The sequence below is a fragment of the Kribbella sp. HUAS MG21 genome, assembly GCF_040254265.1.
Taxonomy (GTDB): Bacteria; Actinomycetota; Actinomycetes; order Propionibacteriales; family Kribbellaceae; genus Kribbella.
The window spans coordinates 3977802-3992227 of sequence record NZ_CP158165.1 but is presented as its reverse complement, the minus strand read 5'-3'; the positions used below and the strand labels follow the sequence as shown (position 1 = coordinate 3992227).

The window sequence follows — 14426 nt, the reverse complement described above, 5'->3', positions numbered from 1 at the left end:
CCGCATGTCAGGCGCGGCCGTCGAACAGGCTGGTGACCGAGCCGTCCTCGAAGACCTCCCGGATCGCGCGGCTGATCAGCGGTGCGATCGACAGCTCGGTGAGCTTGTCGAAGCGGCGCTCCTCGGAGATCGGCAGCGTGTTGGTGACGATCACCTCGCTGGCCTGGCAGTTCTTCAGCCGGTCCACCGCGGGCCCGGACAGGATCGCGTGCGTGGCCGCGATCACCACGTCCGCGGCGCCCTCGTTGACGAGGGCGTCGGCGGCCTTGGTGATGGTGCCGGCGGTGTCGATCATGTCGTCGACCAGGATGCAGACCCGGTCCTTGACCTCACCGACGACACGGTTCGCGACGGTCTCGTTCGGCCGGTCGATGTCGCGGGTCTTGTGGATGAACGCCAGCGGCGCGCCGCCGAGCCGGGCCGACCACTGCTCGGCCACCTTGATCCGCCCGGCGTCCGGCGAGACCACGGCCAGCTGCTGGTCGCCGTACTTGCTCGCGACGTACTCGCTGAGGATCGGCAGCGCCATCAGGTGGTCCACCGGGCCGTCGAAGAAGCCCTGGATCTGCGAGGTGTGCAGGTCCACGCAGATCAGCCGGTTGGCGCCCGCGGTCTTGAACAGGTCGGCCATCAGCCGCGCCGAGATCGGCTCCCGGCCGCGGTGCTTCTTGTCCTGCCGCGCGTAGCCGTAGAACGGGAGCACCACCGTGATCCGCTTGGCCGACGCCCGCTTCAGCGCGTCGACCATGATCAGCTGCTCCATGATCCACTCGTTGATCGGCGAGGTGTGGCTCTGGATCACGAACGCGTCGCTGCCCCGGACCGACTCCTCGAACCGGACGTAGATCTCGCCGTTCGCGAAGTCGTACGCCTGGGTCGGGACCAGGCCGGCGCCGAGCTCCTCGGCCACCTCCTCGGCGAGACCGGGATGCGCCCGGCCGGAGAAAACCATCAGGTTCTTCTCGGTGGTTCGTTTCATCCCGCTCATCGCCCGCGCCTCCCGTTGTTCCGCTGCTCAGGACTGCTGTTCGTCCGGCTGGTCGGCCAGTGCCGCCTCGGCCGCCGCGGCGGTCTTGGTGCCGGGCCGCTTGCGGGCGACCCAGCCCTTGATGTTGCGCTGCCGGCCGCGCGCGACCGCGATCTCGCCCGGGCCGACGTCCTCGGTGAGCGCCGTACCGGCCGCGAGGTACGCGCCGTCCGCGATCGTCCGCGGCGCGACGATGACCGAGTTGCTGCCGACGAAGGAGTGCTTGCCGACGTGCGTCGGGTGCTTCGCGACCCCGTCGTAGTTCGCGAAGATGGTGCCGGCGCCGATGTTCGCGCCGTCGCCGATCGTGGCGTCGCCGGCGTACGTCAGGTGCGGGACCTTGGCGCCGTCGCCGATCGTGGAGTTCTTGGTCTCGACGAAGGTGCCGATCTTGCCCTTCACGCCGAGCTTGGTGCCCGGGCGCAGGTACGCGAACGGGCCGACGCTCGCGCCGTCGCCGATCACCGCGAGCGAGCCGTGGGTGCGGATGATCGTGGCGTTCTCGCCGATCTCCAGGTCCGTCAGCGTGGTGTCCGGGCCGATCGTCGTACCGCTGCCGACCGTGGTGGCGCCGTGCAGCTGGGTGTTCGGCAGCAGGGTGACGTCGCGGGCCAGCTCGACGGTCTGGTCGACCCACGTGGTGTTCGGGTCGACGATCGTGACGCCGGCGCGCATGTGCTTGACCAGGGTCCGGCGGTTCAGCTCGGCGCGCAGGGCCGCGAGCTGGACGCGGTCGTTGACGCCCTCGGTCTGCATGGCGTCGTCGGTGATGTAGGACCCGACGCGCTTGCCGTCGCCGCGGGCGATGCCGAGGACGTCGGTCAAGTAGAGCTCGCCCTGGGCGTTGTCGGTGGTGAGGCGGCTGAGGCCGTCACGCAGCGTGGCCGCGTCGAAGACGTAGATCCCCGCGTTGATCTCGTCGATCGCGCGCTGCTCGTCGGTCGCGTCCTTGTGCTCGACGATCGCCGCGACGGTGCCGTCCGCGGCCTGGACGATCCGGCCGTACCCGGTCGGGTCCGGGACGCGCGCGGTCAGCACCGTGGCAGCGTTGCCCTGCTTGTCGTGCTCGGCGACCAGGTCGTGCAGCGTCTCCGCCTCGAGCAGCGGGACGTCACCGGACGTGACGATCACCGAACCGTCGAAGTCGTCCGGTACGGCGGTGAGCCCCGCGCGGACCGCGTCGCCGGTGCCGAGCTGCTGCTCCTGGACGGCCGTGCGGGCCTCGGGGTCGACGGTCTTCAGGTGCGCCTCGACCAGCTCGCGGCCGTTGCCGACCACGACCACCAGGTGCTCCGGGCTCAGCGCCCGGGCCGTGACGACGGCGTGACCGACGAGACTGCGCCCGCCGATCTCGTGCAACACCTTCGGGGTCGCCGATTTCATCCGGGTTCCCAGACCGGCGGCCATGATCACGACCGCCGCGGGACGATGGGAAGTCACGCGGTCTTCTCCTCGAGTTCCCTGCGAGTTCTTTCAACAAGTATCAGCATGGGCACCCGAAACAGTGCCCGCGCAAGCCTACTTGCTCACCAGATGTGCTCTCGCACGGCCCAGCGAGAGCCATCTCACGCCGGGCCCGGGCGAGGACCGGCCGTCAGCCGCCGCCGAGGATGCGGGACGGGTCGGTGGCGGGTGCGAAGGAGGCGAGGTCGCTCGGGGCTCGGCCGTCGCGGTCGTCCTCGAGCCAGCCGAGTGCACCGCAGACGACGTACCCGCCGTCGAGCTTCAGCACACGGACGCCCTGCCCAGGCTCGGGGATCTGCTGCTCGAGCAGGACCTCGGTCCGCTCGGTCTGGTCGGCGCACCGGACCGTCAGCCCGTCGTACGACATCCGCAGCCGCACCGCATCGACGGGTTTGAACAGTACGTCGAGGGTCGTGGTGTGCTCGTCATCGGCGCGTGCTCGCAGCAAAAGCTGAGAGTGGCTCACTGTGTAGACCCACACCTCGAACTGCCGGTCGGACGAGAACAGCACCTGCCCGGGCAGGAACTGGTCGTCCCGATTGAGCCACCCACGGTTCGCCACCAGGAGATCGTCACATCTCAGTGGTCCTCGTGGTCGGGTTCGCCTCGTTTCCAGTAGCCGATGACTACCGAGTGGGTCTTCGGCCCGGTGCGGAGCGGGCGGAGGGCGTCGGCCTCGCCGCGGCGAAGAGGAAGGTGCCCGGCGGGACCGTGAGGGACTGGACCTCGGCGGCGAGGGCGGGTCGGGTACTCGAGTGCGTCGGCGTACATCGCGGCGTTCCGCCGTACGTTCGGCCGGACGCCAGGCCAGGTTTCTGTCAACCTGGAGAAATGGCCCTCAGACTCGGAGCAATCGTCCTGAACGTCCCGCAGACCGGTCCGTCCGCCGACTTCTGGCGCGCCGCGCTCGGGCTCACCGCCGACGGCAACCCCGACTTCCTCGTCCCGGCGGCCGGCACACCGCCCACCCGGGTGCATCTCGACAGCACCGACCGCACGCACTTCGACCTCTGGATGGACGGATCCTCGACGCCCGAGGCCGAAGTCGAGCGGCTGATCGGGCTCGGCGCGGAACGGGTCGAGGACTGGACCTACCCGCCGAACGCGGACTTCGTGGTCCTGAAGGCGCCGGACGGCACGGTGTTCTGCGTCATCGGCTGAGCAGCGCGGTGACGTGCGGGGAGTTGAACAGCTTCGCGGTCAGGGGTGCGTGGCTGTCGCGGTCGTACGGGTCGTTGTCGTGGGCGTTGGCGATGATCAGCGAGTAGGCGCAGCGGTAGAGCAGCAGCTGTTCGGGGTCGTACCCGAGGCGGGTGGCGAACGCCGCGTCGTACGCCGCCTCGACCTCGCGGGCCCTGGGCGACCAGAGGTCGATGACGCTCGCGGTGGCCGCGGCCTCGAACACCGGATCGCCGGCCATCGTCAGCAGACCGAAGTCGAGCAGCGTCACCGGGCGCAGCTCGTCGTCGACGAGGATGTTGCCGGCGGTGACGTCACCGTGGACGAACCGGGGCTCGGGCTCCTTGAGGTCGGCTAGGCGGCCCAGCAGCGCCTCGAGTTTGGCGTCGAAGTCGTTGACGAGCTTCGTGTCGAATCGCGCGGCCCGTCGACGGACGAGACCGGTCAGCGCCTCTCGCCACGACACGCCTTCGGGGCGGAAGGGTCCGGTTTCGTCGAGGACCGTCGTACGGCTGAGAACCTCCGGCGCTTCCAGCTGCGCTAGCGCTTCGACCACCTCGACGACGCAGTCCCGGGCGCGCTCCCATCCCGGCCGGCCGAATTCCGGCGCGAGCTCGTACAGGGGGACGCCCGGCAGCTCGTCCTCGATCGTCACCCAGTAGGCCCCGGGCCGCCGGAGCTCGCGGATCCGCGGGGTCCGGTAGGGCAGCCGTCCGTCGAGTACGCCGTACAACTCCGCCAACGTACGCAACTCGTTCTCGTCCGCGTGGAACCAGATCTTCGCGACCTTCTCACCGCCGAGCCGGTACACCGCACCTTGCATCCCGATGGCGAGCTGCTCCGCGTCGCGGTACCCGAGTGCGTCGAGCTGTTCGTGGAGGAGACTGTTCGGCAGCGACATGCGGGTGACAGTAGCCGCGAGTCCGGCGGGTGTCTGTCGATTTCGGGTCCCGGTGCGCGTCATCGCGGTGACAGGACCTCGGAAGGGAAACTCGATGGCTGACCTGACACGCTTTCTGATCCTGATGGCCGAGCCGGACCACTTCGCCCGCTGGGAAGCGGCCGGCGACGACGAACGCGAGCGCGTGTTCGCCGACTACCGGGCGTTCACCGCGGCCGTCCGCGAACGTGGCCGATTCCGCGGCGGTGAGGCGCTGGTGCATCCGCGGGACGCCCGCACGCTGCGACCCGACGGCGCGGGGCGGCAGGTGACCGAGGGCCCGTACGCCGAGACGGTCGAGCAACTCGGCGGGTTCTATCTCGTCGAACTACCGGACCTCGCGACCGCGCTGGAGGTGGCGGCGCTGCTGCCCCGCGAGTACGACATCGAGGTCCGCGAGTGCCTCGACGTCGGAGTGCCGGACGAGTGACCGCGCTCGAGACCGCCCTGCGCGACGAGTGGGGCCGGTTGCTGGCGCTGCTCGTCGCGCAGTTCCGGCGACTCGACCTCGCGGAGGACTCGCTCGCGGAAGCTTTCGAGGCGGCGGCGCGGACGTGGCCGCGCGACGGCGTACCAGCCAATCCGCCGGCCTGGTTGCTGACGGCCGCCCGCCGACGCGCGCTCGACCGGCTGCGTGCGGAAGCCGTGGCCGCGAAGTCCCTGCCGCTGCTCGCGGTCGAGGCCGAGATCACCGAGAACGCGCGCAAGGTGCTGGTCACCGCCTCGGCTGACATCGGCGCGGTGGACGAGCGGCTGCGGCTCATCCTGCTGTGCGCGCATCCCTCACTCGCGCCGGAGTCCGCCGCCGCACTCACGCTCCGGCTCGTGCTCGGCGTACCGACCGCGGACATCGGCCGGCTGTTCCTGGTTCCGACCGCGACAATGGCCGCACGGCTGACGCGTGCACGCAAACGGCTCGCCGGCGCGCGGTTCGACGTACCCGTGGGTGCCGCGCTGCGGGAGCGGATCGGTGCGGTCGCGGATATCGCGTACCTCGCTTTCACCGCGGCGTATGCGCCCGGCTCCGGAGCGGACGTCGTACGGGCGGCCCAGGCTGGTGAGGCGATCAGGCTGGTGCAGGTGCTGCGTGAGGTCGCGCACCACGACGACCTGGATGCCCTGCTGGCGTTGATGATGCTGCAGCATGCGCGCCGCGACGCGCGGGTCGTGGACGGCAAGCTGGTGCTGCTGCCGGACCAGGACCGCACGCGGTGGCAAATGCCCGAGATCGCGGCCGCGCTCGCCCTTCTCACCCCACTGGCCCGGCGCGCACCGTCGACGCCGTACCTGCTCCAGGCGCTCATCGCCGCGGAACACTCCGACCCGCACGGCACCGACTGGGAACGCATCAGCGAGTGGTACGCCGAACTCGAAGCGCTGACCGGGTCGCCGGTGGTGCGCCTCAATCGGGCGGTCGCGGTGGCCGAGGCGTCGTCCGCCGCGGACGGGCTCGCGCTGCTCGCGGGGCTCGAGCTGCCCGGTCATCGTCTGCCCGCCATACGGGCCGAACTGCTGGTCCGCGCCGGGCGCCATCCCGAGGCGCGGATCGCTTACGAGGCTGCGATCGCGGCGTGTGAGAACGCGGCCGAGCGGGCACATCTGCACGAACGGCTCAGCGCTCTGTCGGTGGCGCCTGGCAGGGTGCGGGAGATGAGCTCACTGGTGGACGTCGGCGGGGTGACGTTGTTCGTGCGGGAGCTCGGGCGGCGGGGTGCGGGGCCTTCCGTGGTGGTGATGCACGGCGGGCCGGATGTCGGGCACGGGTATCTGGTGCCTGGGTTCGAGCCGTTGGCGCGCGACCACCATGTGGTGCTGTTCGACTTCCGCGGGTGCGGGCAGAGCAGTCGCGGGTTACCGGCGGAGGCGTTGCAGCCGGAGTACGTCGTACAGGACACGTCTCGGTTGATCGACCGGCTCGGGCTCGGGGTGGTCGATCTGGTCGGGTTCTCGACGGGTGGGCGGGCGGCGATGCAGTTCGTCGACAAGCATCCGGAGCAGGTACGGCGGTTGGTGCTGGCGTCGACGTCGGCGTACCCGTCGGCTGACAGTGCTGCTTACTTGGCCGGGTGGGAGGAGTACCAGCGCCGGCAGCGGCTTGAGGACGAGGCGAACGGTGCCTTGCGCAACTCCACGGTGTTCGTCTGGGACCTCGACCGCGCGCCGGAGTACCTGCGGCTGCTGGAATCCCTGGGCCCCGACCTCGGCGACTGGTCCGAGGAACGCGCGACCAACGGCCTCATGCACCCGTGGTGCCCGGGCGACCCCGAACACATCCTGCGCACCTTCGCCAAACCCATCCTCATCCTGCACGGCGAAAAAGACATGGGCTTCCCGGTCCAACTCGCCCACCGCTTGCACAAGGCTGTCCCCAGCCAACTAGCAGTAGTCCCCAACACCGCCCACATGTGCCACTTCGAACACCCGGAACGCTGGGCCCAGCACATCCGCGAGTTCCTGGACAACTGAGAAACGCATGCCGACCTATTACAAGCGCACCTGGGACGAACCGCTCGGGGCCTGGGGCACCTCGAACTGGTACTTCGAAGTCGACGCCGACGGTTGGGTCCTCCGACAACTCGAGGTCTACGCGACCGGCCCCACGCTCCGGTACGACGAGACACACCAGGAAGACGAACACGGCGGGCGTGCGCTGATCCCGTTGTCCGGCGAGGAGTTTGCGCCGTACGAGATCACCGCCGCGGACTTCGAGGCCGCCTGGACTGCCTGAAACCGGGACGCCAACTCGGCCCGGCGTCGGTACGATCGGGGCCGAGCGTCAGAGCGACGAGGAGGTGGTCTTTATGCGCAGTTCCTGCGCGGTGCCGCCTCGACCCACCCGGCGGCTCTGACTCTCCCCGGGGCTCACCGCATCCGACCTGCTGCTTGCGAGAGAGACCCCCAATGAAGCTGAGCTTCGTCCAGACGCATTTCGCCGACTACCCGGCCCGCTACTGGATCGCCGGTGGCTGGGCCCTCGACCTGTTCGACCGGGTACGGCGACCGCACACCGACGTCGACGTACTCGTCCTGGCCCGCGATCTCGACCGCGTCGCCCAGACGTTCACCGATCCGCGACCGACGGTCGAGAATCCGAACACCGGCGAGCAACGGCCCTGGGAGTCAGGTGAGACGTTGACACCCGGTCCCGACATACTCGCGTTCCCCGACGATCTGTTCCCGCAACCGCTCCGCATCATCCTCGCGGCCTCCGACGGCCCCGACTGGATCTACCACCGCGGCCGCGGCACCCTCCGCAAACACCTCGACGACATCACCCTGACAACATCCGACGGCCCGCCGTACCTTGACGCCGGAACTCGTCCTGCTCTTCAAGTCCCGCAGTACCCGCCCGAAAGACACCGCGGACTTCCACGACGTCGCGCCCCGCCTCGAGCCACGCCGCCGTACGTGGCTCCACAACCACATCGCCCTGCACAACCCCACGCACCCCTGGCGCCCCGTCCTGACCTGACATCTTCGCCGAGTCGTGGCGTTTGGCTCCGGCCCCTGACCTCGAGTCGTGGATCAGGGCTCTCCAAACGCAGCCGAACTCCACGACTCGGCGAATGGGCTGGTCGAACCGTAAGGTGCGGCGTGTGGTGAGGACGCGGCTCGACCTCGACCGGATTCGTACGGCGCAGCGGGTGATCGATCCGGTGTTTCTGGACAGTCCGCTGTACCGGTGTGAGGCGCTGGAGCCCGCGCTCGGGTGTGCGATCAGCATCAAGCTCGAGACCGCGAATCCGGTACGCAGCTTCAAGGGTCGCGGTACCGAGGTCGTCGCCAGCCAGCTCGCCGCCGGCGACTCGCGTGCGGTGGTGTGTGCGAGCGCCGGCAACCTCGGCCAGGCCCTCGCCTGGTCCGCCCGCGACCGCGACCTCGACGTCACCGTCGTCGCGTCCCGGTTCGCGACAACCGCCAAACTCGACCGCATCCGAGCCCTCGGCGCCACCCTCGAACTGGTCGACGGCGACCACGAACTCGCCCGCGACCGCGCCACCGCCCTGGCCCACCACCACAACATCCGCCTCCTCGAAGACAGCCTCGACCTGGAAACCTGCGAAGGCGCGGCCACCATCGGACTCGAAATCGCCAACGCACTAACGCAAGACAAGCTCGAGGCGGACCGTGCGCCGGTGGTGTTGGTCGCGCTTGGGGGGTGGGGCGATGGCTACTGGGGTCGGGCATGTGTTGAAGGAGCTTGCGCCTGAGGTTGAGGTGGTGTGTGTGCAGCCGGTCGGAGCGCCGGCGTTGACGTTGTCCTGGCGGGAGCGGCGCGTGATCACCACCGATTCGATCGACACCATCGCCGACGGTGTCGCCGGGCGGCGGCCGATTCCGGAGGTGCTGGACGATCTCCTCGTCGTCGCCGATGACGCCGTACTCGTTCAGGAAGCGTCGATCATCACAGGTATGCGCCTGCTCCTGAACCACGCGGGCCTCGTCGTCGAACCGTCGGCCGCGCTCGGCATCGCCGCAGTACTGGAGAACCGCGAACGCTTCGCCGGCCGCCACGTGGTGACGATCGTGTGCGGCGGGAACGTCGACCAGGACAAGTACCGGCGCTGGGTCGGCCTCTGATGGCGCGGCTCGCGGTGAAGCTCCTGCTGGTCGACCCGGACGACCGCGTGCTCCTCATCCACGCCAAAGACCCACAAACACAGGCGGAATGCTGGTATCCGGTCGGCGGCGGCGTCGAACCCGGCGAGTCCCTCCAGACCGCCGCCGCACGCGAGGCCTACGAGGAAACCGGCTTGGTCGAGCTGCCTGGAGGTACGCCGGTCTGGTCGCGGGACCACACGTACGAGTTCGACGGCAGGACGCTCGACGTACACGAAGAATGGCTCCTGCACCGGGTCGACCACTTCATCCCGGCGCCGGCGGACCTGACCGAGTACGAGACCCGCACCATCCTCGGCTTCCACTGGTGGCGCCCGGCCGGCCTCATCACCACGACCGAAACGATCTACCCACCCCAACTCGGCCACTTGCTGACCGATCTCCTCAGCCTGCGGTAAGTCGAGTAGGCGCCCGGCACGCTGCCCGCAATCCCTACGCATCGTCCTGTGCGTCGTCCTGTGCGTCGTCCTGTGCGTCGTCGTCGTCGCCGGCGGACGCGATGGCCCGAGCGTGTTGCTCCGGAGACAGCGGCCCGAGGTCACGCGGCTCAGCGGGGTCAGCCCCGATCGCCTCCTCCAGCAGTACCTGGGGGCACGCGATCGAGCCGCTGTTGTGACGCTCGACCCCTCGAGCTTGCAGGCGCGGATGAATACTGTCCGGCTGCGCCAGGTCGAATCCCGTCACCAGCGCGACCCGCTCATAGGTAGGCCGCCCACCCACATCCCGAGCCTGTTCACCACCTGATCGAGCACGAACGCCCAGTCGAACGGCGGATTTCGAACAGCACGATGCTCGTCCATGTCCTATTACCTCTTACGTGTCGTACTCGAGGCCGTCCCAGGGTTCGTAGTACGCGATGAAGTTGCCTGGCTCGATGTGGATCGAGTACTCGCCCTCGAACTGATCCACCACCCAACCGAAGGTGACGCCGTTCCTGTCCACGGTGAACGGGGCGACGTCGATCGGCTCGAGGACGTACTTGCCGAGCTCACGCAGCCGCGCCGCAACCAGCTGATCCGCGCCCGCCGACGCCGCCTGCGCCGGAGGAAGGCCCTTGGGCCGGCGAACCTCGTCCACCTTCAACTCGTCGAACGTCCCGTCCGTCTTCCACAGGAACACCCCGACGTACGCCGCCCCGGTCCCAGGATCGAAGAGCTCGTCACTGAGAAAGAACTTCCGCCCGTCCGCGGCGGTCCCGGCGTACGGCACGTGATAGTCGTCAGGAACGATCCTGAACCGCTCAGGCACCCGATCCACATCCGCCTCCGATGCGACACCGCCACACCCTGCCAACGCAACAAACAACCACAACGCCAGTACGCCGCCCAGACCGGACAGCAACCCCCTCGACCGACTCACGAAGCACAACCTAGCCCCCAACTGCCCACCGCGGGCCTGGCACTCGCGTCCCAGATCTGGGCCCGCAGTCCTCCGAGCCCACTGCCAGCCACAAGCACCCACCCGGCACCAGCGATGCGACTAGCGGACCGCACCCTCCGAAATCAGTATGGTCCGGGCATGAACGTCACGATCGAGGTACTCGCTGAGGTCACCGACGAGGTAACCGACGCCTTCGAGCGGCTGTTGCCTCAGCTGTCGCGGTCCGCGCGGCCGCTGGACGAGTCCGCGCTGTCCCGGCTGGTGTCGTACGAGAGCAACACGGTCCTGATCGCGCGCGCCCCGGACAACATCGTCGGCACGCTGACGCTGGTCATGTTTCCGATCCCCTCCGGCTTACGCGCGCGGATCGAGGACGTCGTGGTGGACGAGAGCGCCCGTGGCCAAGGCGTGGGCGCACTCCTGACCGAGGAAGCCCTCCGCCTCGCCACAGCGGCCGGCGCCCGGACCGTGGACCTGACCTCCCGCCCCGACCGCACCGCCGCCAACCGCCTCTACCAGCGCCTCGGCTTCCAACTCCGCAACTCGCAGGTCTACCGGTTCACCGTCGAGCAATGAACGAACCCCGGCTCAGAGGGTCCCGAGCCGGGGTTCGTAGCTGCTCCCCCGCCAGGTTTCGATCCTGGTCTTCGAGATTCAAAGTCTCGCGGGCTGCCGATTACCCCACGGGGGATCGTGGTTGCCGGGACAGTTTGCCATGAAGGGGGTGGATGACACGCCCAGGGGTTCCTAACCTACGGCTCCGTAGGTTACGGTGGCGTAGGTAAGGACCCCCTGACCCGAGGGATGAACAGTTATGACTCCACCCGCCGTTGCCGCCCCGGAGGCGCCCGTTCGTACCGTGCCGGCCGACGAGGACGTGCACACCGGAACGCTGGGCGGTGAGCAGAAGAAGCCCTGGGAGCAGGTCGCGCTGGCGCTGTTCATCGGGATCCCGTTCCTGGCGGTGCTGGCGGCGGTGCCGATCGCGTGGGGCGGGTTCCTCGGCTGGCGGGACGTCATCCTCGCGGTGGTCTTCTACACGATCGCCGGACACGGGATCTCGATCGGTTTCCACCGGCTGTTCACGCACAAGTCGTTCAAGCCGAACCGGCCGCTGAAGTACGCGCTCGCGATCGCGGGCTCGCTGGCGATCGAGGGTCCGGTGATCCGCTGGGTCGCCGACCACCGCAAGCACCACAAGTTCTCCGACCGCGACGGTGACCCGCACAGCCCGTGGAAGTACGGGAACACGCTGGGCGCGCTCACCAAGGGCTTCTTCCACGCGCACGTCGGCTGGTTGTTCGACACCGAGCAGACCCCGCAGCGGCAGTACGCGCCGGACCTGCTGAAGGACAAGGACATCGTCAAGGTGTCCCGGATGTTCCCGCTGCTGGTGGCCGTGAGCCTGCTCGCGCCGGCAGTCATCGGCGGCCTCTGGTCGTGGTCGTGGACCGGCGCGCTGACCGCGTTCTTCTGGGCCAGCCTGGTCCGGATCGCGCTGCTGCACCACGTCACCTGGTCGATCAACTCGATCTGTCACACGATCGGCGACCGGCCGTTCAAGAGCCGGGACAAGTCCGGCAACGTGTGGTGGCTGGCAATCCTCAGCCAGGGCGAGTCGTGGCACAACCTGCACCACTCGGACCCGACCTGCGCGCGGCACGGCGTACTCAAGGGCCAGCTCGACACGTCCGCCCGCTGCATCTGGTTCTTCGAGAAGCGCGGCTGGGTCACCGACGTGCGCTGGCCGGTCAAGGAGCGGCTGGAAGCGCGCCGCGCCGACAGCACGCCGCGCACCCTGAAAGCGGCCTGACCCGTAAAACCTCCGCGAGCGACACCCGAAGTGCGGCATGATGCAGACGTGATCACGACGTGACGGAACCCAAACCGCGGCGGTCCGGCCGGATCCGGATGACCAGTGCCGAGCGTCGCGAGCAGCTCATCACCATCGCCCGCGGCCTGTTCGCGCAGAAGGGCTACGAGGCGACGTCGGTGGAGGAGATCGCGGCTCGCGCCGAGGTCTCCAAGCCGGTCGTGTACGAGCACTTCGGCGGCAAGGAGGGCCTGTACGCCGTCGTGGTCGACCGCGAGGTCCGCGCGCTGCTCGACGGCGTCACGCAGTCGCTGACCGCGGGCCGCGCGCACGAATTGGTCGAGCAGGCCGCGCTGGCGCTGCTCGACTACATCGAGAACAACTCCGACGGGTTCCGGATCCTGGTCCGCGACTCCCCGGTCGGCTCGTCGACCGGGTCGTTCATCTCGATCCTCAGCGACGTCGCGACCCGGGTTGAGCACATCCTCGCGGAGAACTTCAAGCGCCGCGGCCTGGACCCGAAGAACGCCCCGATGTACGCGCAGATGCTGGTCGGCATGGTCGCGCTCACCGGCCAGTGGTGGCTGGACGCCCGGAAGCCGAAGAAGCCGGACGTCGCCGCGCACCTCGTCAACCTGGCCTGGAACGGGCTGTCCGGGCTCGAGCCCAAGCCGACGCTCTCCACTCGGCCGCACAAGTAACAACCCGCGGTCGTACGGCGAAATCCGCCCGTGGCATGACCCCCGCGCGCACCGGGCCCCGTACCCTGGCCACCATGACGGGGATGTTGACCGCGCGGCCGGTGCCTGCCCGGAGCAAGGCGTTCGACCTGCTGCTGGCCGGCTCGCTCTGCATGGTCTTCGGGTTCCTGTCGCTGGCGCAGGCGCGCTGGGGCGGGCTGCTCGCGTTCGGCATGCTCGTCCCGCTGATCTGGCGCCGGACCCACCCCGAACTGGTCTTCTTCGGCGTCTGCTCGGTCGCCGTCCTGCAGTGGCTCGCGGGTGTCGACCTGATGCCCGGCAACGCCGGCCTGCTGGTCGCGCTGTACGCGATCTCGGTGTACGGCGACGTGCGCCTGAGCCGGATCGCCCTCGGCATCGGCGGCCTCGGCGTGCTGATGGCGGTCTCGCGGTACTGGGCGAACTCGGACTGGAAACAGCAGATCACGATGATGGTCGCGCTCGGCGCGGTCGTGTTCGGGGTCTGGGCGTTCGGCGAGCGCCGCCGTACCCGGGGGCTGTACGTCGCCCAACTCGAGGAGCGGGCCGCGCAGCTCGAGCGGGACCGCGACCGCGAGGCGAAACTCGCCGTCAGCAACGAGCGCACCCGGATCGCCCGGGAGATCCACGACGTGGTCGCGCACGGCCTGTCGATCATGATCGTCCAGGCCGACGGCGGGCTGTACGCCGCCGACCAGTCCCCGGACGCGGCGAAGAAGGCGCTGGCCACGATCGGCGACACCGGCCGCGCGTCACTCACCGAGATGCGCAAGATGCTGGGTCTCCTCAAGCAGGACGAGCAGTCCGAGCTCGGCCCGCACCAGGCGCGCCCGCAGCCCGGCGTCTCCAGCCTTCCCGAGCTGATCGAGAACGTCCGCGAGGCCGGCCTGTCCGTCGAGTACCAGGTGACCGGCGAGCCCCGGGAGCTGCCCGCGCTGCTCGGTCTCACGGCGTACCGGATCGTCCAGGAAGGCCTGACGAACACGCTGAAACACGCCGGGCCGGGAGCGCGCACCTCCGTCACCCTGGACTTCGGGCGCGAGATGCTGACCGTGGTGGTCACCGACGACGGGCACGGCGCCGGCGTCGCGCCGAGCTCGGACCCGGGGCACGGGCTGGTCGGGATGCGGCAGCGGGTGTCGGTCTCGGGCGGTACGGTGAACGCCGGGCCCAAGGCGGGCGGCGGTTACGAGGTGGTCGCGCGGCTGCCGTACGACCTGCCGAGCGAGTGAAGGGGAGCCAGCGGTGGAGGACGACGTGATCCGGGTGTTCCTGGTGGATGAC

The 14426-nt window shown here is 69.2% G+C and carries 17 protein-coding genes and 1 tRNA gene; 11 read left to right on the top strand and 7 right to left on the bottom strand.

From position 1 onward, the window contains the following. Nucleotides 1-7 precede the first annotated feature (7 nt). The 3 genes from ABN611_RS19640 to ABN611_RS19630 all read right to left on the bottom strand — a co-directional run bounded on the left by ABN611_RS19640 (nt 8) and on the right by ABN611_RS19630 (nt 3053). A complete protein-coding gene (locus ABN611_RS19640) occupies nt 8-988 on the bottom strand; it encodes a ribose-phosphate diphosphokinase (protein ID WP_350281344.1) in 981 nt (326 codons plus the stop codon). Between the two features lie 27 nt (nt 989-1015). Then, nucleotides 1016-2467 (bottom strand): bifunctional UDP-N-acetylglucosamine diphosphorylase/glucosamine-1-phosphate N-acetyltransferase GlmU, encoded by a 1452-nt coding sequence (gene glmU / locus ABN611_RS19635; protein ID WP_350281343.1) that lies wholly within the window; start codon nt 2465-2467, stop codon nt 1016-1018. Between the two features lie 154 nt (nt 2468-2621). Continuing rightward, nucleotides 2622-3053 carry a hypothetical protein gene (locus ABN611_RS19630; RefSeq protein WP_350281342.1) on the bottom strand — a complete coding sequence of 144 codons (432 nt, stop codon included), beginning with the start codon at nt 3051-3053 and terminating at the stop codon, nt 2622-2624. Nucleotides 3054-3322: 269 nt separating this feature from the next. Here ABN611_RS19630 and ABN611_RS19625 point away from each other — a divergent pair, with 269 nt between their 5' ends. Further along, nucleotides 3323-3652 (top strand): VOC family protein, encoded by a 330-nt coding sequence (locus ABN611_RS19625; protein WP_350281341.1) that lies wholly within the window; start codon nt 3323-3325, stop codon nt 3650-3652. Here the strand turns inward: ABN611_RS19625 and ABN611_RS19620 are convergent. Further along, nucleotides 3642-4571 (bottom strand): aminoglycoside phosphotransferase family protein, encoded by a 930-nt coding sequence (locus ABN611_RS19620; RefSeq protein ID WP_350281340.1) that lies wholly within the window; start codon nt 4569-4571, stop codon nt 3642-3644. The two genes, ABN611_RS19625 and ABN611_RS19620, sit on opposite strands and share 11 nt — an antisense overlap. Nucleotides 4572-4665: 94 nt before the next feature. On the opposite strand from ABN611_RS19620, the gene ABN611_RS19615 reads away from it, so the two are divergent. The 6 genes from ABN611_RS19615 to ABN611_RS19590 all read left to right on the top strand — a co-directional run bounded on the left by ABN611_RS19615 (nt 4666) and on the right by ABN611_RS19590 (nt 9628). Continuing rightward, nucleotides 4666-5040 carry a YciI family protein gene (locus ABN611_RS19615; protein ID WP_350281339.1) on the top strand — a complete coding sequence of 125 codons (375 nt, stop codon included), beginning with the start codon at nt 4666-4668 and terminating at the stop codon, nt 5038-5040. Further along, nucleotides 5037-7076, top strand: coding sequence for an alpha/beta fold hydrolase (locus tag ABN611_RS19610; RefSeq protein WP_350281338.1), 2040 nt, complete (start codon nt 5037-5039; stop codon nt 7074-7076). Before ABN611_RS19615 ends, ABN611_RS19610 begins: the two co-directional genes overlap by 4 nt. 7 nt (nt 7077-7083) lie before the next feature. Then, nucleotides 7084-7338 carry a hypothetical protein gene (locus ABN611_RS19605; protein ID WP_350281337.1) on the top strand — a complete coding sequence of 85 codons (255 nt, stop codon included), beginning with the start codon at nt 7084-7086 and terminating at the stop codon, nt 7336-7338. An 838-nt stretch (nt 7339-8176) separates the two neighbouring features. Further along, a complete protein-coding gene (locus ABN611_RS19600; protein WP_350281336.1) occupies nt 8177-8821 on the top strand; it encodes a pyridoxal-phosphate dependent enzyme in 645 nt (214 codons plus the stop codon). Beyond that, on the top strand, nt 8778-9191 hold the full coding sequence (locus ABN611_RS19595; RefSeq protein ID WP_350281335.1) for a pyridoxal-phosphate dependent enzyme: 414 nt from the start codon (nt 8778-8780) through the stop codon (nt 9189-9191). The genes ABN611_RS19600 and ABN611_RS19595 overlap by 44 nt, the downstream gene beginning before the upstream one ends. Continuing rightward, nucleotides 9191-9628 carry an NUDIX domain-containing protein gene (locus ABN611_RS19590; RefSeq protein WP_350281334.1) on the top strand — a complete coding sequence of 146 codons (438 nt, stop codon included), beginning with the start codon at nt 9191-9193 and terminating at the stop codon, nt 9626-9628. The genes ABN611_RS19595 and ABN611_RS19590 overlap by 1 nt, the downstream gene beginning before the upstream one ends. A 34-nt stretch (nt 9629-9662) precedes the next feature. On the opposite strand, the gene ABN611_RS19585 is transcribed toward ABN611_RS19590, so the two are convergent. Next, nucleotides 9663-9950, bottom strand: a complete 288-nt coding sequence (locus ABN611_RS19585) for a hypothetical protein (RefSeq protein ID WP_350281333.1) — start codon at nt 9948-9950, stop codon at nt 9663-9665. A gap of 93 nt (nt 9951-10043) precedes the next feature. After that, nucleotides 10044-10589, bottom strand: coding sequence for a hypothetical protein (locus tag ABN611_RS19580; protein ID WP_350281332.1), 546 nt, complete (start codon nt 10587-10589; stop codon nt 10044-10046). Nucleotides 10590-10748: 159 nt separating this feature from the next. Between ABN611_RS19580 and ABN611_RS19575 the strand changes: the two genes are divergently transcribed. Beyond that, the gene (locus tag ABN611_RS19575) at nt 10749-11186 is read left to right on the top strand and encodes a GNAT family N-acetyltransferase (RefSeq protein ID WP_350281331.1); all 438 of its coding nucleotides are present in this window, start codon (nt 10749-10751) and stop codon (nt 11184-11186) included. A 43-nt stretch (nt 11187-11229) separates the two neighbouring features. Here ABN611_RS19575 and ABN611_RS19570 read toward each other — a convergent pair. Beyond that, a tRNA-Gln gene (locus tag ABN611_RS19570) sits at nt 11230-11301 on the bottom strand. A gap of 123 nt (nt 11302-11424) precedes the next feature. On the opposite strand from ABN611_RS19570, the gene ABN611_RS19565 reads away from it, so the two are divergent. The 3 genes from ABN611_RS19565 (at nt 11425) to ABN611_RS19555 (ending at nt 14374) form a co-directional block, all read left to right on the top strand. Beyond that, complete coding sequence (locus tag ABN611_RS19565) at nt 11425-12423, top strand: acyl-CoA desaturase (RefSeq protein WP_350281330.1); 999 nt, start codon at nt 11425-11427, stop codon at nt 12421-12423. A gap of 59 nt (nt 12424-12482) precedes the next feature. Then, nucleotides 12483-13124: a TetR/AcrR family transcriptional regulator gene (locus tag ABN611_RS19560; protein ID WP_350281329.1), complete on the top strand. Its 642-nt coding sequence runs from the start codon at nt 12483-12485 to the stop codon at nt 13122-13124. A gap of 74 nt (nt 13125-13198) precedes the next feature. After that, nucleotides 13199-14374, top strand: coding sequence for a sensor histidine kinase (locus ABN611_RS19555; protein WP_350281328.1), 1176 nt, complete (start codon nt 13199-13201; stop codon nt 14372-14374). The last annotated feature ends 52 nt before the right edge of the window (nt 14375-14426 follow it).